We start from the raw sequence: 21453 nt of genomic DNA, 5'->3' as shown, positions 1-21453 counted from the left end.
TTAATTATTGTTTTCAGGCGTTCCTATAAAAACTCGCACAGCTTCCTGCATAAAAGTCCTTGTTCTATTGTTTTGTAGCGCAAACCCTTCGTGCTTAAGCTTAGACAATAGAAAAGACAAAAATTCGCTTATTGAGGCTTTTATCTTTGAGGCGAGTTTAACGTGCTAACCCTTAAGAGTGATTGATTTAGATCACTTTATGACAGAATGTGAAAGAAAACTACACACTTATAGGTTGTGGTTTAAATGGTGCAAACCCAAGCTGAAATTAATTTTCATAATGTAAGGTTTATAAGACAAGTTTTATAGTGTGCTTTCTGGTTCATATCGATTTCATGTTGAAGATTGCGTTAGATCTTGTTTTTATAAAAATGTTAATTGCTGGGTGTGTGATTAATTGTGCCTCCTGGTTTGATTTATGCGATAAATAAAGCCTTTTAAACTAAAAAGTGAATGATTAGTCGTAGGATCTAACTTAATATCCTAAAAATGCAGGTTAATAATTTGTTGCAACTTGCGAGTCGTAGTGCTAGTTTGTAGCGAAATGTGAGTTAACACTCCACATTTACCCATCACACTGATGAAGGATGGGCAAAATAATAACAGGGAGTTGAGCGCATGAATGAAGTAGCAGCGCTGGATATAAAAGATTTACACAAGACCTTTGGTCAAAATGAAGTGTTAAAGGGTATCTCATTAGAAGCCCACAAAGGGGACGTCATTTCTATCATCGGATCTTCAGGGTCCGGTAAAAGTACCTTTCTTAGATGTATTAATCTTCTTGAGACCCCAACTGCTGGGGAAATTTGGGTTAACGGTGAGCTAATCCAAATGAAAAACAATCGTCAAGGAGAAGCCATTCCTGCCAACGAAAAACAAGTTCAGCGTATCCGTTCGCGCTTAGCTATGGTTTTTCAAGGCTTTAATCTTTGGTCACATTTGACCGTTCTGGAAAACGTTATAGAAGCACCTGTGCACGTATTGGGTGTACCAAAAGCTCAAGCGATCGAAAACGCAGAACTTTTACTGAAAAAAGTTGGCCTCTATGAGCGCAAAGATTACTACCCAGGTCACTTGTCAGGAGGCCAGCAGCAGCGCGCTGCCATTGCCCGCGCGTTAGCCGTAGACCCAGAAGTTATGTTATTTGATGAGCCTACATCGGCTTTGGATCCAGAGTTGGTCGGTGAGGTTCTCGGTGTAATGCGTGATTTGGCAGAGGAAGGCCGAACCATGTTAGTGGTTACGCATGAAATGGCATTCGCTCGAGATGTGTCTAATCACGTGATGTTCTTACATCAAGGGTTAGTCGAAGAGCAGGGCCATCCCGACAAGCTATTTACAAATCCAGATTCTGAACGCTTGAAGCAGTTCGTATCTTCTATCTACTAGCTGTAGTGACACAGCAAACACAACATAAGCAATATTTAAAATAAGAAATCACAGGAGTATGGAAATGAAAAAGTGGTTATTAGCAGCAACACTGGCAGCAACAGCGGTATCTGGCGTTGCCCAAGCGAAAGATTGGAAAACAGTTCGCTTTGGCATTGAAGGCGCATACCCTCCATTTAGCTGGACAGAAGCAGACGGCTCTCTGAAAGGCTTTGACGTTGACATGGCCAACGCGCTTTGTACCGAGATGCAAGTCAAATGTAAGATCGTTGCGCAAGACTGGGATGGCATTATCCCTTCATTACTTGCTCGTAAATACGATGCAATCATTGCGGCAATGTCTATTACAGAAGAGCGTAAGAAGAAAGTGGACTTCACTGGCAAATACGCGCTTATCCCTAACAAGTTCATCGCTAAGAAAGGCGCAGGTCTTGATTTTGACAACTTAGACGGCCAAAAAATTGCGGTACAACGTGCAACAACGCACGACAAATACCTAACTGACAACTATGGCGACAAAGTTGAAATCGTGCGTTACGGCTCTTTTGATGAAGCGTACCTGGATCTAGCTAACGGTCGTGTTGCTGCGGTATTAGGTGATGCTTCTGCACTGGAAGAAGGTGTGTTGAATAAAGCGGGTGGCGAAGCATACGAGTTTGTTGGTCCATCACTAACAGATCCTAAGTGGTTCGGTGACGGTTTTGGTATTGCGGTTCGCAAGCAAGACAAAGACCTAACTAAGAAGCTTGATGCAGCGATTCTTTCTCTACGCGAGAAAGGTGTCTACCAAGAAATCGCAGCAAAATACTTCAACTACGACGTTTACGGTAAGTAAGCTCGATAATAAGGCCGCTGATAGGTTCCTAGAGGTAATCAGCGGCCAAGTTATATTTGAGTCTAGGGATCAGGAACTCACCTATGCTAGATCTACAAGGATACGAAGCCTCAATATTCAAAGGGGCCATAGTGACCATAGAAGTGGCACTACTTTCATTATTGCTCGCTGTTGTATTGGGCATGCTTGGTGCGCTTGCAAAAATGGCACCTTACCGTTGGGCGAGAGCCATAGCCACTATTTACACAACAGTGATTCGCGGCATTCCCGATTTAGTCCTCATGATGCTGATTTTCTTCGGTGGACAAATCTTACTTAACAACAGTCTGTATTCCATCAATGAGTCGCTTAACGAGTGGTTTGCTTCTAGCGATCCAAATCATGAGTGGACATCTTACTTACCGGATTATATTGATGTCAGCCCTTTCATTGCGGGAGTTTTGACGATCGGTTTTATCTTCGGTGCATACATGGCGGAAACCTTCCGTGGTGCGATCATGGCGGTTGATAAAGGCGAACTTGAAGCGGGTAAAGCTTATGGTATGAGTCCAATCATGTCATTTCGTCGAATTCTTTTACCACAGATGATTCGTCATGCTTTGCCTGGCTTTGGGAACAACTGGCTGGTACTGCTCAAGACCACCGCTCTGGTCTCCATCATCGGTTTAGAAGATATGGTTCGCGTGAGTGCTTTAGCGGCAGGCTCAACAAAAATGCCATTTACATTTTATATGGCGGTCGCGATGATTTTCCTTCTATTCACCAGCATCTCAACGGGCCTTCTTAAGGTGGTTGAGCGCAAATTTAGCATTCATGCGAGGTAGATTATGGACTTTTCATTAATCGTCGAAAGTTTACCTGTCTACTTGGAAGGTTTGTGGACGACTGTATGGCTGGTTTGCCTTGCACTGGTTATCGGTTTAGTTGTTGCGATACCACTTGGTGTTGCTCGCAATAGCCAGAACTATTTTATTTCAGGACCAAGTTGGGCGTTTATTTACTTCTTCCGTGGTACCCCGTTACTGATTCAACTCTATTTGATCTACTACGGAATGGATCAGTTTTTCCCAGTTAAAGACACGCTGTGGGAGAATGCTTGGTTCTGTGCTTTGGTCGCATTTGTACTCAATACCTCCGCTTACACAGCAGAGATAATCCGTGGCGCCATCAACGGTTTACCAAAAGGTGAAGTGGAAGCCGCGAAAGCTTATGGCATGAGTCATTTTATGACTTACCGAAGAATTATTTTGCCAAGTGCGTTGAGACGAGCGTTGCCAGCTTACAGTAATGAAGTGATCTTCATGCTTCACGGAAGCGCAGTTGCAGGCATCGTGACTATCGTTGACTTAACGGGTGCTGCTAGATTGGTGAATTCGCGTTACTACGCGCCGTTTGAGTCTTTCTTGACGGCCGGATTATTCTATATGGCGCTTACCTTTATCATTCTTTGGTGTTTCAAACATGCCGAGAAGCGCTTCTTGGCTTACCTAAGACCTCTGAGCTAATCAAAAACGGCACCTTTTGGTGCCGTTGTTATTTTCGTTTTGTTATCACGCTTCAAACTTTCAAATTCGCTTTTCACCACCAGATTACTTTGCCTCTTTGCTCACTTACACTCGCGAGATTGACATAACAATAATCAAGAACATGAGTAAAAAACAGACATACACAGGTTTAGCCTTTACCTTATCTTTCTTTCTAATGGGTTGCGGTGGCGGAGGGGGTAGTGATTCGCCCGCAAAAGAGACGTTAACCGAAGTAGAAAGAGCACTCATCTCCGGAAATGCACTCGCCGTGAAAGACGCGAACGCGTTTATCTCGTACAACCGAACATGGGTTGCAAGTCATAAAAAGGTATTTGATCAGGTTAAAAAGTCCATTAATGGTGAGACAAGCGGCCTATTCTGGGATCCGACTCATGACGCGGCGATTTTGTCTCCAACCTATGGTTTCAACGATACCATCTTAATGACCAACAAAGCGATGCAAGATGGCTACACGGATCAGACGCTATCGATTGGTGTCGCTGGCGTTGAACCCAGTCGATATGCCGTTTTAGCAAGTAATCCATTTCGTACGTCAAAGCGCTTTCCATCTTCGGTCAATGCACAAATGGCACAATGGATGGATAACTTACTGGTTTGGCTAAATGGGGCTCCATTCGCAGGCGAGACCAACGTGGTCATAGCGCAAATGGATCAGTCATACTACTTTCCAGACGAGACAGCAACGCGAGAGTGGCTAGATGCTCGTTACAGAAACAGGCTCAAATATAACGACGCAAACACTTGTGACGGTGCATCGCTGCTGGCTTGTGTTGAAGCCAAACCTAATTTACTGATTCTCTCTCAGCATCTTGAGCAAGCAGACGAGCTTGATTTGGTAGAGCAGGCTGTGGCGAGAGCTAAGCAACTTAACATCCCCATCTTGTACCTACATTGGGATGGCGGAATGACCGCATTAGGACAATCGCTGTTTCGTGAATTTCGCGTCAACTACGTTGGCGATAACTACTGGCGAAAGCTAGGCGTTTCCGATTGGAATGGTAACGAACTGCTGAATACGGTTCCTGAACACATTGAGTTGCAGCAAGCACTGCTCAAGCGTTTGGAGGATGACTCATTCACGGTTGATTTAACCCTATGTGACGACAAATCCTGTCCCGATGAGGCGAACATGGCGCCGGAGTTTTACTCCGCGGCGCAAAGTATTCGAAATCAGCTAGGTTTGTTGGATGAGCAGGGGATTCGTTTGTTCGACTCAAAAGGCTATGAGTATGAAAAATCCATTGTGCTATTGGCAGACCATTACCGCCAAGACGTACAGTTCCCAATGGATAAAAGCACCACAGAGCGTATCAATTTTCTGCGTTCCTACTTTGCTGACTACGTTCAGTACAATAGTCGCGACATTAACCCCGCGCAACCAGACATGGGTAACTTCAGCCGCAGCGAATTCGATGATCAAGTCGAGCGCGTTACCCATACCGTAAATCTGGAGTCAAAACGGAACTTTCGCGCTGCGGGTGTTTATGCTTTGCCTGGAGAAACATTCACTGTTACCCGAAATGATCGCTCTCCGGTGACAACAAAAATTGTCGTCAACACATTGCGAAGCGGCGCCACGCATGAGTTTTCCAAAAATGGTTACTCTAGACCTAAATTGCTAACGTCACATGCCTACACTGTACAACCGGGTGAAACGATTCGCTTAACGTCGTCCTACGGTGGTCCTGTTCAAGTACACTTTGATACCAATAATCAACCTGTGGAGCTGACATTCCAAGGCGTGGCCCGTCATCCCGTTTGGCGAAGTAGTGCAGATAACGAGAGTTTTGTGACTCAACTGAATGCAGGGCAATTTGACTGGGCGGAGTTGATAACCCCGGGTTTCGAAGTACATTCAAAAACAGACAAAATGATGGAATCAATCGGCGCGGAGGACTGGGCTCAACCTGCCGATATGGCACTAGCAACCGAGCGCTACGTGCATAACTTGCCCCATGCACTGGCGGGATTTCAAGGACCGGGAATTGATAAGATTGCCGATATCCATCAATACGCTGAAACCAAAGGTTGGCAGATCGAAACGATTGATATCGTGAAACACATGAATGCGGACCAAGCGACGTGTGGTTATGGCTGCTCTGGAAATCCATATGATGCGTATTGGTCTTTCCACCCATTGGGGCATGGAGATTTGCACGAACTGGGTCATGGATTAGAAAAGGGACGTTTCAGATTTGCTGGCTGGGAAGGACACTCGACCACTAATTATTACTCCTACTACAGTAAGTCACGCTACCTCGCTGAGACGGGTAGGGAATCAACCTGCCAGAATTTGGATTTTGCTGGTCAATACCAGTTGTTGCAACAAAGTCGTTTGAACCCAGACCCTAACGCTTTTATGGCGGCACAAAATCAGACTGGCTGGAGTTGGGGCGCACGAGTTTTTATCCAAATTATGATGCAAGCAGAGAACCAAGGTGTGGTTAACAATGGTTGGCATTTGCTTGGTCGGTTGCATATCTTGGAACGAGAGTTCAATCGCCTAAAAAGTGATGATGAACTCTGGTTGACAAACCGAGCCAATATCGGCTTTGCGAGTTACAGTCGTGATGAAGCAAATGCAATCAGCAATAACGATTGGCTGCTAATTGCATTTAGTACGATAACTAGCCGCGATATGCGCCAGTACTTGGATATGTGGGGATTCAGCTTCTCGGACAAAGCGAAGCAAGGAGTGATCGCGAAGAGCCTACAGTCGATGCCTCTGAGCTACTTTGCAACAAGTGGGACGGGCTATTGCCGAGATGAGTTCGCGAAGACAGAGATTCCTGTTGATGGGACAACCGTTTGGCCGCTATAAGCTGTAAACAAAAAGAGGAGGCTAGGCCTCCTCTTTTACGTTGTCTAGGGTCAACTCAATATAATCAAAATAGTACCTGCCAACGTCATCAAGATATTGGCGATAGCATATGTGCCAGCATAGCCTAAGGCTGGAATCGTCGACTTCGCATAGTCATTCACAATGTCCATCGCCGGAGCGCAAGTGCGCGCACCAATGATGGCACCAAACAACAAGGCTCGGTTCATCTTAAGTAAGTATGCGCCAACTAAGTAAGCACAAACAACAGGCAGTACGCTGACCAAAAATGCTAACCCGATGACCTGAACCCCCACTTGTGAGAGATGCTCAAACATTTTTCCACCGGCACTTAAGCCAATGCCGACCATGAATATCATTAAACCTAAGTCTTTGACCATGTTGAGCGCCCCCTGAGGGACATAGCCGAACGTAGGGTGATTCGCACGTAAAAAACCTAGGGTTATGCCAGAGAGTAAAAGACCAACCGCATTACCCAAGCCAAATGACACATGCCCGAAGGTCATTGTGATCAAGCCGAACATGATGCCAAGAATAAAAAAGCTACAAAAAGCGAGCAGATCCGCCATTTGGCTATGAATTGAGATGAAACCGATTTTCTCTGCAAGACCATGGACGCGACTTTTCTCGCCACTGACTTGCAGTACATCACCTTTGGCTAGAACAATGTCCAAGTCCATCGGCATTTCAATTTGAGCGCGAACTACACGGTTCAAGAAACAGCCGTATTCAGACAGGTTGAGGTCAGAAAGACGCTTTCCTGCAATCGCATCACTTTTGACGACGATTTCTTCTTCGACGATGCGTAGATCGAGCAGGTTACGATCAAATACTTCTTTGCCGTTTCTAAAGCTTGGGTCAAGGCGAGCGTGGCTATCAGGGAAGCCGACTAATGCTATTTCGTCACCTTCTTGCAGAATGGCGTCACCATCAGGGTGGGCGAGAATCCCATTACGACGGATTCGTTCAATATAACAACCGGTTTGACGATAAATCCCCAGCTCTCGAAGGTTTTTGCCATCAATCCAATCGATCAGCTCCTGGCCGACTCGGTAGGCGCGGATGATCGGTAAGTAGACCTTTCTTTGCCCGGTGCTACCAAGACCACGTTCCTGAGCAATTTGCTGGGCGGAATCCGATAAGTTTTGTTTTTGCAACTTGGGTAACAGCTTTGCAAACATGATCATGCTGATCAGACCAATCAAGTAAGCCATCGCGTAACCCACAGAAAGATTCTCAAGCACCAACGAGAAGTCCATGTTGCGTGGAACCGTTGCTAGGCCAGAAGTTAATGCATCCTGTGCGCCAACTAAAACAGGAGTTGAGGTGAGTGCGCCTGCCATCATACCGGCTGATAATCCGAACCCTAAGCCGAGGTAATGACTGCCAAAGTAAGTGATGCACACAGCTGTCGACAACACCACCATACTCAATATGAAATAGTGTTTACCATCGCGGAAGAAAATACCAAAGAAGTTTGGCCCAGCTTCTATACCAACACAGTAAATAAACAGCATGAAACCAATGGTTAATGCGTCAGCGTTGAAGGTGAAGCCAAGGTGTCCCATGACCAACGCGGTAACCAATACGCCGATTGAATTACCAAGTTGAAGGTTTCCGAAACGAATTTTGCCAATCGCGAGACCGATGGCGAGAACCACAAAAATGAGGAGGATAGGGTTTTGCTCGAGCAATTGTACGACGTCGATGTTCACTGGGCAGGTCTTGTATTTTGCCGGGGTAAGTTAAGTATGTGAATTGTATCTCAATGCTGTGAAATGGATAGTGAAATTTTTTATATTTTACTCTGAGTTTACATAACAAGAACGAATGCCAAATATCGGTCAAGCGGAGCGAACTATAGGCATTAAAAAAGCCGCGTTAAGCGGCTTTCTTGAAACAGTGGATTACTCGTCGTCGAATAAACCTAGGTGCTCTTTTGCGTATGCTTCGAAGTCATCACAACCACCGATGTGGTCTTGGTCGATAAAGATTTGAGGTACAGTCTCAACCGGTTTGCCTACTGTCTTCTCTAGGTCAGCTTTCGAGATGCCTTCCGCATGAATGTCTACATAGCGGTAGTTGAAGTCATCGCGTTTTGCTTTCAGCGTTTCAGCGTGCTCTTTCGCACGAACACAGAATGGGCAAGCTGGGCGACCAAAGATAACTACGAACATATTCTTTCTCCTATTTTTTGTTAAAGCAACTATGCCCGATCCAGAGTCGGAAATAAAGAAGCAATTACCTGTTGTTTCGATAGATGAAACCTATTGACGAAAATTTGATCGGTACTAGTGAGGTAGCGGTATAAAAAGCGAATTTGGTCGATAAAACACTATTATTAACAAGGTTATTTTGTACAAGTTGCACCAGTTCAATTTTATTTCACCTAGACAAAGGCATGCTAGAAAGAGTTTAGGCTTGCTTAAGGGGAGTCCTGTTTATGTTTCAGTTTATGACCTCCACAAGAATCATTTTTGGTGAAGGGGCGCTTCAATCCTCTCTGTCTGTACTCAACCAGTTTGGGTATAGCGTTTTATTGGTTTCCGGAAAAACGACTGACCGTGCCTCAGTACTTATCAATTATCTAAAATCACAAAACATGCGTTATCAGCACGTAGCAATATCTGGTGAACCCAACATCACCATGGTTGAAGAAACGGCGTTAGTCGGACGTAAGTTCAAGCCAGATATGGTGGTGGCGATAGGTGGTGGTAGCGTACTTGATATGGGTAAAGCGCTCGCTGCTGTGATACCCAATCAAGGGGATGTGTATGACTATGTCGAGGTGGTAGGGCGAAATGTCCCTCTAAAATCAAAACCTATACCCTTTATCGCCGTTCCAACGACCGCAAGTACGGGATCGGAAGTGACTAAAAATGCTGTGCTGCGCTCAGGACAGGATCAAGTGAAAGTCAGCCTTCGTAGCCCAGATATGCTCGCTGACGTTGCGATTGTTGACCCTACCTTAACCTATGGCACCGATCTCTATACTTCGGGTAGAGGGGCGATGGATACCTTTACTCATTTAATGGAAGCATACGTGTGTGGCGATCCTAATCCATTGACGGACATGATTTGCGAAGAGGGTCTACGACGGTTAAGCCGCTCGTTGCTTGCTGGTTGTATTGATGATGACTTTCGAGCCCGTTCTGATTTGTCTTTTGCTGCGATGCTAGGAGGCATGGCCATTACCAATGCGAAATTAGGTGCGGCTCACGGACTTGCGTCTGCACTAGGGGGGAAGTTGGAAGCACCGCACAGCGTTATTACGGCTAGACTCGCTCCTCACGTTATGGCTGAGAACATCAAGGTAGCGCAACAGCAGGGAAGAAACGATTTGTTGAGCCGCTATACGCATATGGCGAAGCTGTTAACTGGAAAAGAAGACGCAAGTCGAGAAGAAGCGATCACTTGGGTAAGTTGGGCGCTCGCTAAGCTAAACTTGCCGCAACTGAGTCAGTTTGGGGTGTGCACAACGTCGTTTGAAACCGTCGCGGAAGATGCGCTTAAATCCGTGGCGATTCGTGGAAACCCAATACCACTGACGAAAGAGAGACTTACTTACATTCTTGAGCAAGTGTGTGAGTGTCGGGGGGATTGTGAGCAAGCTCAACCGGTTGGTGAGCTGTCGAAAACTGAACTGATCCACAGTAGTGGTTACGTGGAGCCAAACAAAACGTCAAACTTACAACAAGAGTAATAAAAAAGGAGCCTAAGGCTCCTTTTTAAAACTGAGATAGCTTGTCGTAACGAGAATCTTTTAATGCGTCTTTAACACGCTTAAGGTTCTCTCTAAAGCCTGTGCCTCTACGCAATGTAAAGCCTGTTGCAAGAACGTCAATCACGGTCATCTGAACAACTCGACTTGCCATTGGCATGTACACGTCTGTGTCTTCTGGGACATCAAGAGAAATCGACAATGAACTTGCTTTGTCAAGTGGTGAATCTTTCGCGGTAATCGCAATCACCGTTGCACCATTTTCGCGAGCAAGGTTGGCAATCTCAACCAAACTTTTGGTTCGACCCGTATGAGAAATCAACACAACCACATCATTGTCAGTACAGTTAATACAACTCATGCGTTGCATCACGATGTCTTCAAAACAAGTAATTGGAATATTGAAGCGAATAAACTTGTTTTGCGCGTCTTTCGCCACTGCAGAAGATGCACCCAAACCGAAAAACGAAATTCGTTTCGCTTGGGTTAGCAGATCTACAGCGCGATTGATTTGCATCGAATCAAGGCTGTTTTTCGCAACATCCAGACACGCCATAGTAGATTCAAAAATCTTGTGCGTGTAGGCGTCTGGTCCATCGTCTTCTTCGACGTTACGATTTACATAAGGCGTACCGTTCGCCAAACTTTGGGCTAAATGCAGTTTAAAGTCTGGAAAACCTTTGGTATCCAAGCGTCGACAGAAGCGGTTAACCGTTGGCTCACTGACATCAGCCATCTTTGCCAGCGTAGCAATACTAGAGTGAATCGCAGTTTGTGGGGACGCCATAATAACTTCCGCTACTTTGCGTTCTGACTTACTGAAATTCTCTAGGTTTTTCTGAATTTTTTCTAATGTGTTCATAGTGTTCACGAGGGTAAGAGAACAACTCGCTAGACATACCAATCGAAATATTCGAGAGGAAACAAACTGTTCCCTAATAGGTACTCACTATCTAGCGCCATAGGGCCAGTATAAACCTAAGCCATAGGTTTACAGTAACAATTATCGGCTCGAAGTGGTGATAATATGACAAGCCTCAAACTAAATTTTGTCAAAACTACACAAATGAAATCTAACCCGCACATTTCATTGCTTATTTGGCCAGTATTGTTGCTCGAATTACAAGATCTTAGAAAGAAACTTTCACTTGTTGCTGATTGAATCGACGACTGATTCGATTCTAGCCATTAAATTCGGTGCTGTTTTTGCGATCTCACGTTGCTCGACCAAAACAGAGCTAAGAATGTCTCGGCTGGTTAACGGGTTGGCTAACACCACTCGGAATACGATGGTATTCAAACGCTCCCACTGACTAGGATTTAAACGAGTCCTTGATACGAAGGACTTACCCGTTTCACGTTGACGCTTTTGAATGTATTTCGTCAACTCGTTGAGAAGATCATTTAGTTCTGCTTTTTGGGTGGAGTCTGCTTTTTCTAGCGCATCACGCACATGAGTTGGAATGTAGCGATAGGTGAGTAAACACAGTTCTGGTTCAGAAACGAGTTCAAAGTCATGCTGCTGTTTGATCAATGAAGCAAAATACTTGGCTTTCTCGATACTCTGATCGATCAACAATTCATACCCAGGACGGCTGATAATGTGCATGGCTGCGTAAACCAGCATCGCCATACCGGAACGTGATCCTTCCAGTGTGTGGCTACCAAGGTCTTTCGACCCCTTACGCAGAATATATTGAGCGTGGTGTTCAATAGACTTCATGGCGTCAGGGTTTTTAAACAGCACCATTCCCGCACCCATTGGGATGTAGAGCTGCTTATGCGCATCAATAGTCACTGAGTCAGCCAGTTCTACCCCATCGAGCAGTTGACGGTAGTTGTTTGACATCAAAGTCGCGCCACCCCAAGCGGCGTCGACGTGGAAATGGCAGTCTTCTTGTGAACAAATATTGGCGATATCACGCAAAGGATCGATATTGCCTGTTTCCGTCGTGCCAGCTACACCAATTACAGCGAATGGTTTGATGTTGCTTTGCTTTAACTCGGCGATTTTCTCTTGCAAGGCAACAGGGTCAATACGGTTGTTGTTGTCGGTTTTGACAGCAACCAACCCTTCTTGGCCGATGCCTAAAACATCTGCGGCTTTTTTCAATGAATAGTGGCCGCGCTCTGAAACCAATACCGCTAATCCTTCATAGCCGTAATGCTTCATCGCTTTGAATAAGCCTTCTTTTTCTACACCTTTGAATTCACCTTGTGCTCGCAGTGCATTATTGCGAGCGACCCAAAGCGCGGTGATGTTGGCGATAGTACCACCCGAGCAAAAAGCGCCAAGGGAATGATTTGCGCTGTGCATCCACTGGCTGTAGAAAGAGTCTTCGCGGTGATAGATAAGGCGATGAAGCATCCCAAGAACTTGACGCTCTAGCGGAGTAAACGCTTTTGATGTCTCAATTTTCACCAAGTTTTGGTTAAGTGCGATCATGATTTTAGACAAGGGCATTAGAAAATAGGGTAATGCGGATGTCATATGACCAATGAAGCTTGGTGCCGAAGTATGGACGGAGTGAGAGACGAGTGTGTCGAGCAGGTGTTGTGTATGGTCCGAAACGAACTCCGGTTGCTCAGGAATCGTCGCATTAGAGAAATCTTTCTCAATTTCCCAAAGCGGTTTTTCTTCAGCAACGATATGCTCACGCAAAAACTTATTTAAGTTGCGTGATAGCTCTTCGTCAATTTGGGTTAGCGTTGAGTCTGGCCCTTCAGGTACTGTGAAAATTCGAAGTAAACTTTCGAAGCTCACATCAGCCGTTTTATGTTCAGATACCATACAGCTACATTGCTCTAATCTTTTTTCTTGCAAGCGGGACAATCTAAACGAAAACGGGCACAAAGTCCCGTTTTAAATTCGCTAATCTTAGTTTTAAGTCCGTCAAATTGGTTGCGATTTGAGCGAAAAATCGGCAATACGTTATTGACAGTTAATCGACTCTAACTCTTTGATCGCTGCATTATAGCGCTGCAATGCGGAGTCGATTTTTGTAGGGTGACTTAAAAGATCGGCAAAGGCTGAACGCAATTCGTAGTTCTTTTCGTGTGGCTTGGCTTGGCGGTCTGCAAAAGTAGTTTTGGCCAGTTGTCCTAGCTCATCACTACGCGACGCAAGTACTTTGATGTCTTTTTGTTCCAACTGTAACCAACCTTCGACTGGTTGGGCTGTTGCAACTTTCGTTGCGTCATTGTCAAGGTAGTAGTGGACAGCGGCACGATTAAGCTCAAAGTGGTTCACACGACCGTTCAGAAACCACTTAGAAACTTCGGCTAAATCCGGATATTGCTCAGCAGTGAGTTTTGACAAATCTTCATACCAATGCAGTGATGCATCGATATAAGCATCGTATTTTTTTGATAGACAAGCATTGTCGGCTGCAACAGCGAGGGACGATGAGGCACTTAGAGCGAGTGCAACAATCAGGCGTTTCATATTGATTCCTTTTGAATAATCGTTCTTATAGGCTCCGTAGATTGTATTTCAATTCTACGGGCGACTTTAAATTAGGGCTTTCTAAATTAACATTGAGCGTCGTGGTTAATATAGTGAATTTTGATAATGATTCCTGAGATCTAGCTTGCAAGAGAGACAAAGAACAGCATCATAACAGGGACAAGCAGACTGAGAATAAACCCACTGACGATAGCTATAGGCACACATCGAACGCCACCTGTGGTTTGTATGACCGGCAAAGTAAAGTCCATGGCTGTTGCACCCGCGTAGCCGATTGCAGTGCATGGTCGCGTGCGAATGAATAAAGGAATCAGCACCAGTGCGATCAACTCTCGCAGCAGCTCAATCATAAATGACGCGCCACCGTAAATCGGACCAAATGCATCACCCATCAAGATGCCTGCTAATGAATACCAGCCAAATCCAGAAGACATCGCGAGCGCTTTGAACAGGTCAATTTTGAGGATTTGCGCGGCGATAATCCCTCCAAGCATCGAGCTCACTATAATGAGTAATGCAATCACCATCCCATGCTTGTTGAGAAGTATTTGGCGTAATGTTAGACCGCTATTGCGCAATTGAATGCCAATGAAGAAAAGCAACAAGAAGAGGATCCATTCGCTCGCGGTATCGACCCAATTGAGTTCATAAGGCAGTGCCAATCCGACAATTAAACCGCTGCCGACCACAAGGATGAGTTTAACCGACTCCAACGCCATACTAGACAAGGGAAGTTTGCTATTGCTCGCGTCGGTTTGGATGGGTAAAAACTTATCGACTAAGGGCAATACCGCTAGGTTGGCTAAGCTCAGGCAAGTAAAGAACACCGCAGTGAACTTCAAAATAATTTGCAGATTTTGCCCGAGGTTGTCGAGCGCAGCCAAGCTCAAACCCATCAGCGCAAGTATGACGTAGATAAGGTTTGAGGTGGTTTTATTGATTTTATTGAGCAGTGACTGGCTTGATATCGAAATGAAATACCCGACAACAAGCGGGGTAAAGATAAACAACATCCCTGAAAACATGATACTTCCTGTACATTACAATCCACTCGCGCTGATTAACTCATCAATTTGCGCATTGAACTCAATATCACTTAAATTACTGAGTTTGTACAGTATATCTGCACCTGTAACGTCAAATTCTACCGAATGTTCATCTATGTTTTCGTCTTGACGGCGGAACATTAAGATATGATTCGCGATTCTCGCCAACGCAAGATAGCTGACCGCTTCCTCCGTTGGTTTAATCGCTTGATTCGAAGCAACCTCTAAGAAGTCATCATCAAATCCCCAGCTTTCTAAAACAAGCTTGCTCGCTTTGGAACATTGATTATCGAAGATCTGGAAAGCGATTTCTTCGTCAAGGTAGTTGCCGTTTTCCAAATAGTAGTGGTATTCGTTGACGATACAGAAAAGACCGATGTCAGCGAGCAAACCAGCAAGTAGCGCTTTGTCCACTTCTAGATGCTTGTATGCCTGTGAGCCACTTTCACGGAACCCTTTTGCCACTAGGACCATAGTTGCCGCCAATTCGCGAGAATTCGCCGCACTTTGAACTAAGATTTTGTTGCAAGAACCGCTTAAATTGACAGAGTGTTTCAACTGCTCAATCGCTTGTGCAGTCACGATATCTCGTACTCGAAGAATGCCCAACCGAGATACCGCAGTAACCAAGTCGGTACATGTGATGTTTCGGCGGTTAAATATCACCGAATTTGCCACGCGAATAACAATAGCGGCGAGCCCAGGATCTTCCAACAGTGAGTCTGCGACATCTGCTACCGTGGTTGTATCTTGGGTGCACAAACGCTGAATCTTTAAGACTACGTCAGGAATTGGAGGAAGTGATATTTTCTTATTAGCGATAGAATGCTCAATAAGTTGAGAAAACTCAGTCTCAATACCTTTGACTAATAGGTCTTTATTCTGTGGGAGCCAGTAAAATGCTAGGTGATTCATACAATATTAGAAAGTAAATTCAACGTTTACAGTGTAACGTTTCTCTCTGTATTTAAGCAAACAATTGCTTTCTAATATTGATATTTTTCGCAACGACATATTTCAAGAGCGAAATTGCTCGCACTTCTGCATGGTAGGGACTTAGGCGTGATTGATCTCTCATAAAATTCGTCATTAAGTTTAATCGATGTGACCTATGCACAGACTTATTTCGTTTCGTTAACTATCATTTGGGTACTTGCTGTGGTTGGACGAACAACATTATAAATTTCATAGTTCAACCGACAGATTTTTCGCTTTTAACTGCTGCTATCTGGTGATCGTAAATAATCGGGGTTTCGATATTTGAAGGATCAATGGATATGACAGAGCAACATTTTATTCAATATGTAAACAAGTTTGGCATGTTTCAAAAGCGTTCGATGTTTGGTGGAACAGGATTGTTCAGGGAAGACGCCATGTTCGCTTTACTTAGCGCAAACAAGATCTTTATCCGTGGTGGGGACCATTTAGATAAAGAGTTTTCTCAGCTTGGTTGCGAGAAATATCGCCATGTTAAGAAACAGACAACGGCGACCGTAAATTATTATGATATTACGGAGCTGTTTGAATCGGACAGCGATCGTTTGGATGACCTTGTTAAGCAATCTATCGATTACTCGGTGTCTGAACGACAGTTTAAACGTTCTGCGGCAAATCGTAGACTGCGAGACTTGCCAAACATGCAGCTCACTTTAGAGCGTATGGTAAAAAAAGCAGGCATCGATGATGTTGATACGTTTATGGAACTAGGTGCTCCGGCGGTATTTGCTAAAGTTAAGCAAGCCTACGGAAGCGATGTAGACGTGAAGCTACTTTGGAAATTTGCCGGTGCTATCGATGGTATTCACTGGAAATTAATCCAAGAGCCCCGCAAACGTCAGCTATTGGCAAACTGCCCATAAAGGTTGGTTTATCAACTTGTTATTATTGCGGCAATCAGAATGAAAAAACCGAGGCAAGTGCCTCGGTTTTTTTGTTTGAGATTCTAAACGGATTAGAATTTGAAACGCGTGGTAAACATCAATTGATCACCATACGTGTCATTGATGCGCGCTTCACCGCCGATCGAAAACAGCTCTGTTGAGTGGAAACGTGCATATGCAGAACCAATCCAATCTTCTTCACTATCGATAGAGGTGTAACCAACTTTGCCGCCCACTTCGAGTTGCGGGCCAAGCCATTGGCGAACTCCTAGGTTCAGTTCAAGACCTGTGTCGGTGCCGCTTGTGTCATCATTGTCCACCAAACGGAATAACATTTCACCAGTGAAATCAGCCCAGTTATTGATAGGTGCGTGGAAGCCAAAACCCGCGCCTGCGTCAAAATCACCTTCGAATTCAGAGTCAATACGGCCAATAAGGTGGGCATTTGGGTGAACAGTTTTGCTCATTGCAGCACCAAAAGTCACTGGGCTTGCGCCAATTCGAGCTTCAACGTAGTCGTAGCTAAAGTTGCTCATTACGGTTGGGCTGTTTGGATCAATTTGAGCGAAAGATTGACCAGATGCTAGCACTAAAGCTGCGGCTAAGATTGTTTTACGCATAAGGACGATAAACCTTTATCTTGTTAATTTCCTTGGTCTTAAGCGACGACTCGCTATGACGATAAATCGACATCATAATGCATCCAAGCGGTTGCCACTATAAAAATGTCATTGTTTTGTCGTGATAATAAGAATCTAGCAAGCTATGTGCCAAAATCGTTTAACTACTCACCATAGTTGAGGCGATTTTTCGCCATCTCCTCAAATATTCTTTCAGTGTTTAGTACCGATGACCAGGGCATGAGTTCAGGCTCGTTCTCAATCATGTATTGGGTCAATTGTTCTTTGATGACGTTACGTAACTCATCGCCACGCCAAGGTTTCGCAATGTAAAAGTGAAGGCTAGAGTGGTTAATGGCTTCGACCGTATCTTCGAGTCCTGCTTGGCCGGTGAGGAGCAGTTTTCGGGTCGCTTGAGTGGATGCTTGCTCGTTTAGCTCGATAAGAAAACTGATCCCAGTTTGCTCGGGCATGATATGGTCGCAAAGGATGAGCGCCAATTTTATGCCGTCGCGTTCAGCATCTTCAATGATCTGTTTGGCTTCTTGAACAGATTCGGCTGCCTCTAACGAAAAATGCTCTTCGAATTCATCCAAATCTTGGACAACGCTATCGAGAACTTCTCTTTCATCGTCGACGCATAAGATAAGGTATTTACTCATGTTAAGTTCCTCGTTATTGGTTAGTCTTGGCTAAAGGGCAGCCAAACCGACATTTTTGTGTATTGGTGTTGTTCTGACTCCACGCTGATGAAGCCGCCGTGTTGTCGAACGATTTGTTGGCAAACGGACAACCCAATCCCTAAACCGAAGTTGCCTTCTTTTTTAGTCGTGAAATTCAATTCAAAAATCTGCTGCTGAAGTTCAACAGGGATACCGTGTCCATTATCTTCGAAGCTCGCCACAAACCATTGGCGTCTGTCTTTTGTCATCAGCTCAGTCGTGATGCGCAGTTTTCCTTTTGCGGGGAACGCATCAATGGCGTTGGAAATTAAGTTGGTCCAAACCTGCTGAAGGGCGATGGGCAAACAGTACACTGAGTTTGTCGAGCAAAACGCTTTTTCTACCTTGTGAAGTTTGAGTTTGCTTTCGAATATCACCAAGGTGTCTTCGATACCCTCGTGGATATCCGCTCGGTGGAATCGTTCATCATCAGAACGCGCGTACCCTTTAAGACTTTTGACCATATCGGCAATTCGTAGCGCACAGACGTTGATTGATCTTAGCGTCGACCCAGCAAGGTAATAGTGTTCAAGTTGCTCTAGATCGCCGAGCAGGGTTGGATCTGAGTTTTGGGCGCGATCGAGCCAAGGTTGATACTGGTGTAAGTTTAACTTAACCAGTTTTTTGGCTACTCTCCGGTTGTTGATTTGCTCGTTGACCGTGTTGACTAACGCACGTTCGTCTGCGGTTGATCGCGGTTTTGCCGAAAGTGCGTGCGTCAATATTTCGATGTTTTTGCTATTACTATCGAGTTTAGGTGCGTCGACCAAGATCTGTATTTTATCGGTTAACGTCTCCGTCCCGCGCAAGATGGCGGCGACTGGGTTGTTGAGCTCGTGTGCGACACCTGCAATCAGCTGGCCTAGCATGGCCATTTTTTCTCTCTCAACCAGTTGTTTTTGTGCCTGTTCGAGTGACTCTAGCGTTTTCTGCAATTCAAGTTTTGTCGTGATGCTTCGCTGCAAGCGACGATTAAAGTGACGCAGCAGTAAGTTAGTGAATAGCGGCAATAATTCGGTGTTTGAGTGCATCACCTCGGCAAACACTTCCCGCTTGAGCTTGATCACCTCGGTCGGTTTAAGCGTAATCGCCGTTGAAAAAGAAGGCTCTCCTGTCACAAAGGACATCCCCCCAACAATGTTACCTTGTGTATGCCTAACGACTTCTCGTTGTACGCCCGTGTCGTCTTTCTTGTAAAGCGCAACTTCACCTTTGGTAATGAACCACAAAAAGCTATTTTCTTCCCCTTCTCGGGTTAGTAGGTGATCGGTGGAGTACGTGCGGCAGGCTTTGGTTTCATCTTTGTCTGCGAAAAAGGCGAGTAGGGCGTCAGTGACTTGTTGGGCGAGCTCTTGATCGGAGAGTCGATGGTGTTCACTAATAAACCCTTCTCGATACGAGCGCATTTTATTGTCGATGTGGGCTCTAAGTAGGCGCTGGTGGTCGAGTATTTGGCTGTAATGGAGCAGGTTTTCTGAGTCATTCTCGAGAATGAAGGTCGTGAGTTCTTTTTGGACGGTTTTATGGACGAGGTTGTCTTGTAGCGGTTTAGTTAAACAGTGATCTAGGCGTCCGTCGTTGACAGCAGACAGAATGGCTTGAATGTCTTGACCGCAACTGATCAGGATTTTACGAGCTTGCTGAGTGTGGCTCATTTTGTCGAGCTGGATTAAGAAATCCGCACCATTGAAACTTTCGTTGTGGCTGGCGATAACTAATGCGACGGTCTGCTTTTGCTCCAAGCAGTAATCCAATGCAGCGTTTGCATCGTCAATTGAGTCTTCCGTATGTAGATCGAATCGAGATGAAAAAGGGCTCAACTCACGACGCAGTTGTTCGACACTGACGGGATTATTATCAAGACACAAAACGGCAAATTGATTCACGTATGGGCTCTCATTCGACAAACACATTGGCTACTGTATCAGGCTCGCGCGAATTTGTTTGAGAGCTGAGTATTAGAATGCTTGCTCATTTTGGAAGAAAGCCAATACTCTGATTTATCTCAATGTTTTTTGGTGTACACTAAATCAAATTTATTGTTAAAGATGATGACATGAACCAGCTTAAAAAATATGGCGCTATTGGTGGCGCGATTGCTCTTGCTTTGTGTTGGCCACTTGCGGTTGGTCAAATCGGTCAGAATGTGGTGACTGATGGTATAAACCAACTGAATTCGGGGAGTGTAACGGCAGAAATCGTCAAGTATGACCGTGGCTATCTCTCTTCTGAAGTGCAAACGCGATACGTGGTCACCGACCCAGAAATGGCAGAGATGCTAGCCGCAGATGGCTTACCTAACCAGTTTGTGGTGAATAGTCATGTTTCTCACGGTTTACTGAGCCTAAAAGCACATTCAGTACTGGATGATGTCGATGAACTACCCGTGACTCTTGATACGGTGACACAGTTAAACGGCAATACCGACTTTACCCTTACGTTTGACGCTTGGCATCAAGCCACTGACGATGTTGACGGCGCGATGGTGTCTATTTCTCGTTCTGTTCTTAAGGGTCATGCGACTGTTCTTGGGGAGATAACCTACGATCTCAACGTACCTTCAGTCGAAGTGGATTTTAATAGTGGTGAGAAATTACTGCTGTCTGCACTGAAAGGTAGTGGTCAAGGTCGTATGTCAAATGGCTTATGGCTTGGTGAGCAAATGATGCGTTTTGGTGATGTTTCTATCTCAAGCACTGACCAAGTGACTATGTTTGGCATGAAAAACGCACAGTACGAGTTTTCTTCACTAGTAGAAGAAACGACCCAGCGCGTCAGTAGTCAGCATGTCTTTTCGGTAGAAGATCTGGTGACCACAGAAGGAACGGTAGACAAGTTATTGGTTGATGTGGAACTGGGTAACCTCGACAGCGAGTCGTTTGAACATTTGTTGAATCTTTATCAAAGTAACCCAGTGTTAACGGAAGAAGATGTACAAAGCGCTATCCCTTACGTGGAAACTTTGGTCGAAAAAGGTTTCTACTTGTCGATGAACAAAATGGCCTTAACGCTAGGAGACAATGGCGAGTTTGAAAGCCAGTGGAAAATCACCTTGCCTGAGGGTACAGACAACATCACCCAAAACCCTGCGATGATCCTTCCAGCACTGACTGGTCAATTGGATACCTTCTTCTCCAATGAATTGGTTGAGCAATACCCATTTATTAAGCAAGGTGTTGATGAAGCGATCGTGATGGAGTTTGTCGAGCAAACGGACAAAGGCTATCAAATCAACGCAGAGCTAAAAGAAGGCAATCTATTGTTTAAGAGTGGCCAAGAAATTCCCCTTATGGCTCTGCTGATTTCAGGTGCGATGCAGCCATAAGTATTCTTTTTCAATGTTTATTAAGAAAAGAGGTCTAAAGACCTCTTTTCTTGCTTTTTATCG

The 21453-nt window shown here is 45.0% G+C and carries 18 protein-coding genes; 8 read left to right on the top strand and 10 right to left on the bottom strand.

Going from position 1 to position 21453, the window contains the following annotated elements:
- Positions 1-618 precede the first annotated feature (618 nt).
- The 5 genes from OH458_RS01105 to OH458_RS01085 all read left to right on the top strand — a co-directional run bounded on the left by OH458_RS01105 (position 619) and on the right by OH458_RS01085 (position 6592).
- Entirely contained in the window at positions 619-1389 is a 771-nt protein-coding gene (locus OH458_RS01105) for an ABC transporter ATP-binding protein (protein ID WP_005475015.1), read from the top strand.
- Positions 1390-1453: 64 nt separating this feature from the next.
- Positions 1454-2224, top strand: coding sequence for an ABC transporter substrate-binding protein (locus tag OH458_RS01100; protein ID WP_269976998.1), 771 nt, complete (start codon positions 1454-1456; stop codon positions 2222-2224).
- A gap of 83 nt (positions 2225-2307) precedes the next feature.
- Positions 2308-3048, top strand: coding sequence for an ABC transporter permease (locus OH458_RS01095; RefSeq protein ID WP_269976997.1), 741 nt, complete (start codon positions 2308-2310; stop codon positions 3046-3048).
- 3 nt (positions 3049-3051) lie between these two features.
- Positions 3052-3729 carry an ABC transporter permease gene (locus OH458_RS01090; protein WP_038191156.1) on the top strand — a complete coding sequence of 226 codons (678 nt, stop codon included), beginning with the start codon at positions 3052-3054 and terminating at the stop codon, positions 3727-3729.
- Between the two features lie 142 nt (positions 3730-3871).
- Positions 3872-6592, top strand: a complete 2721-nt coding sequence (locus OH458_RS01085; protein WP_443088487.1) for an ImpA family metalloprotease — start codon at positions 3872-3874, stop codon at positions 6590-6592.
- 50 nt (positions 6593-6642) lie between these two features.
- Here the strand turns inward: OH458_RS01085 and OH458_RS01080 are convergent, their stop codons facing one another.
- Complete coding sequence (locus OH458_RS01080) at positions 6643-8325, bottom strand: aspartate:alanine antiporter (protein ID WP_038191153.1); 1683 nt, start codon at positions 8323-8325, stop codon at positions 6643-6645.
- A 192-nt stretch (positions 8326-8517) separates the two neighbouring features.
- A complete protein-coding gene (locus OH458_RS01075; RefSeq protein ID WP_269976996.1) occupies positions 8518-8787 on the bottom strand; it encodes a GrxA family glutaredoxin in 270 nt (89 codons plus the stop codon).
- Positions 8788-9053: 266 nt separating this feature from the next.
- Between OH458_RS01075 and OH458_RS01070 the strand changes: the two genes are divergently transcribed.
- Complete coding sequence (locus OH458_RS01070; RefSeq protein WP_269976995.1) at positions 9054-10313, top strand: iron-containing alcohol dehydrogenase; 1260 nt, start codon at positions 9054-9056, stop codon at positions 10311-10313.
- Between the two features lie 25 nt (positions 10314-10338).
- Here the strand turns inward: OH458_RS01070 and OH458_RS01065 are convergent, their stop codons facing one another.
- The 5 genes from OH458_RS01065 to OH458_RS01045 all read right to left on the bottom strand — a co-directional run bounded on the left by OH458_RS01065 (position 10339) and on the right by OH458_RS01045 (position 15758).
- Positions 10339-11193 (bottom strand): MurR/RpiR family transcriptional regulator, encoded by an 855-nt coding sequence (locus OH458_RS01065; RefSeq protein WP_005474070.1) that lies wholly within the window; start codon positions 11191-11193, stop codon positions 10339-10341.
- Between the two features lie 282 nt (positions 11194-11475).
- Positions 11476-13122 (bottom strand): pyridoxal-dependent aspartate 1-decarboxylase PanP, encoded by a 1647-nt coding sequence (gene panP, locus OH458_RS01060; protein ID WP_269976994.1) that lies wholly within the window; start codon positions 13120-13122, stop codon positions 11476-11478.
- 141 nt (positions 13123-13263) lie between these two features.
- Positions 13264-13776 carry a hypothetical protein gene (locus OH458_RS01055; RefSeq protein WP_005474104.1) on the bottom strand — a complete coding sequence of 171 codons (513 nt, stop codon included), beginning with the start codon at positions 13774-13776 and terminating at the stop codon, positions 13264-13266.
- Positions 13777-13916: 140 nt separating this feature from the next.
- Entirely contained in the window at positions 13917-14822 is a 906-nt protein-coding gene (locus OH458_RS01050) for a lysine exporter LysO family protein (RefSeq protein WP_269976993.1), read from the bottom strand.
- A gap of 15 nt (positions 14823-14837) precedes the next feature.
- Entirely contained in the window at positions 14838-15758 is a 921-nt protein-coding gene (locus OH458_RS01045) for an HDOD domain-containing protein (protein WP_269976992.1), read from the bottom strand.
- 356 nt (positions 15759-16114) lie between these two features.
- On the opposite strand from OH458_RS01045, the gene OH458_RS01040 reads away from it, so the two are divergent.
- The gene (locus tag OH458_RS01040; RefSeq protein WP_269976991.1) at positions 16115-16702 is read left to right on the top strand and encodes a TfoX/Sxy family DNA transformation protein; all 588 of its coding nucleotides are present in this window, start codon (positions 16115-16117) and stop codon (positions 16700-16702) included.
- A 92-nt stretch (positions 16703-16794) separates the two neighbouring features.
- Here OH458_RS01040 and OH458_RS01035 read toward each other — a convergent pair whose 3' ends face one another.
- From OH458_RS01035 to OH458_RS01025, 3 genes are all read right to left on the bottom strand, one after another.
- On the bottom strand, positions 16795-17343 hold the full coding sequence (locus OH458_RS01035; protein ID WP_005474055.1) for a hypothetical protein: 549 nt from the start codon (positions 17341-17343) through the stop codon (positions 16795-16797).
- 164 nt (positions 17344-17507) lie between these two features.
- On the bottom strand, positions 17508-18005 hold the full coding sequence (locus OH458_RS01030) for a response regulator (protein WP_269976990.1): 498 nt from the start codon (positions 18003-18005) through the stop codon (positions 17508-17510).
- A 20-nt stretch (positions 18006-18025) separates the two neighbouring features.
- Positions 18026-19951 (bottom strand): ATP-binding protein, encoded by a 1926-nt coding sequence (locus tag OH458_RS01025; RefSeq protein WP_269976989.1) that lies wholly within the window; start codon positions 19949-19951, stop codon positions 18026-18028.
- 170 nt (positions 19952-20121) lie between these two features.
- Here OH458_RS01025 and OH458_RS01020 point away from each other — a divergent pair, with 170 nt between their 5' ends.
- On the top strand, positions 20122-21390 hold the full coding sequence (locus OH458_RS01020; protein ID WP_269976988.1) for a DUF945 family protein: 1269 nt from the start codon (positions 20122-20124) through the stop codon (positions 21388-21390).
- Positions 21391-21453: the final 63 nt, after the last annotated feature.

This window comes from Vibrio sp. MarTm2 (genome assembly GCF_027587055.1).
In the GTDB taxonomy this organism is placed as follows: Bacteria; Pseudomonadota; Gammaproteobacteria; order Enterobacterales; family Vibrionaceae; genus Vibrio; species Vibrio sinaloensis_D.
The sequence above is the reverse complement of the archived record's forward strand: the minus strand, read 5'-3'. Positions and strand labels throughout refer to the sequence as shown.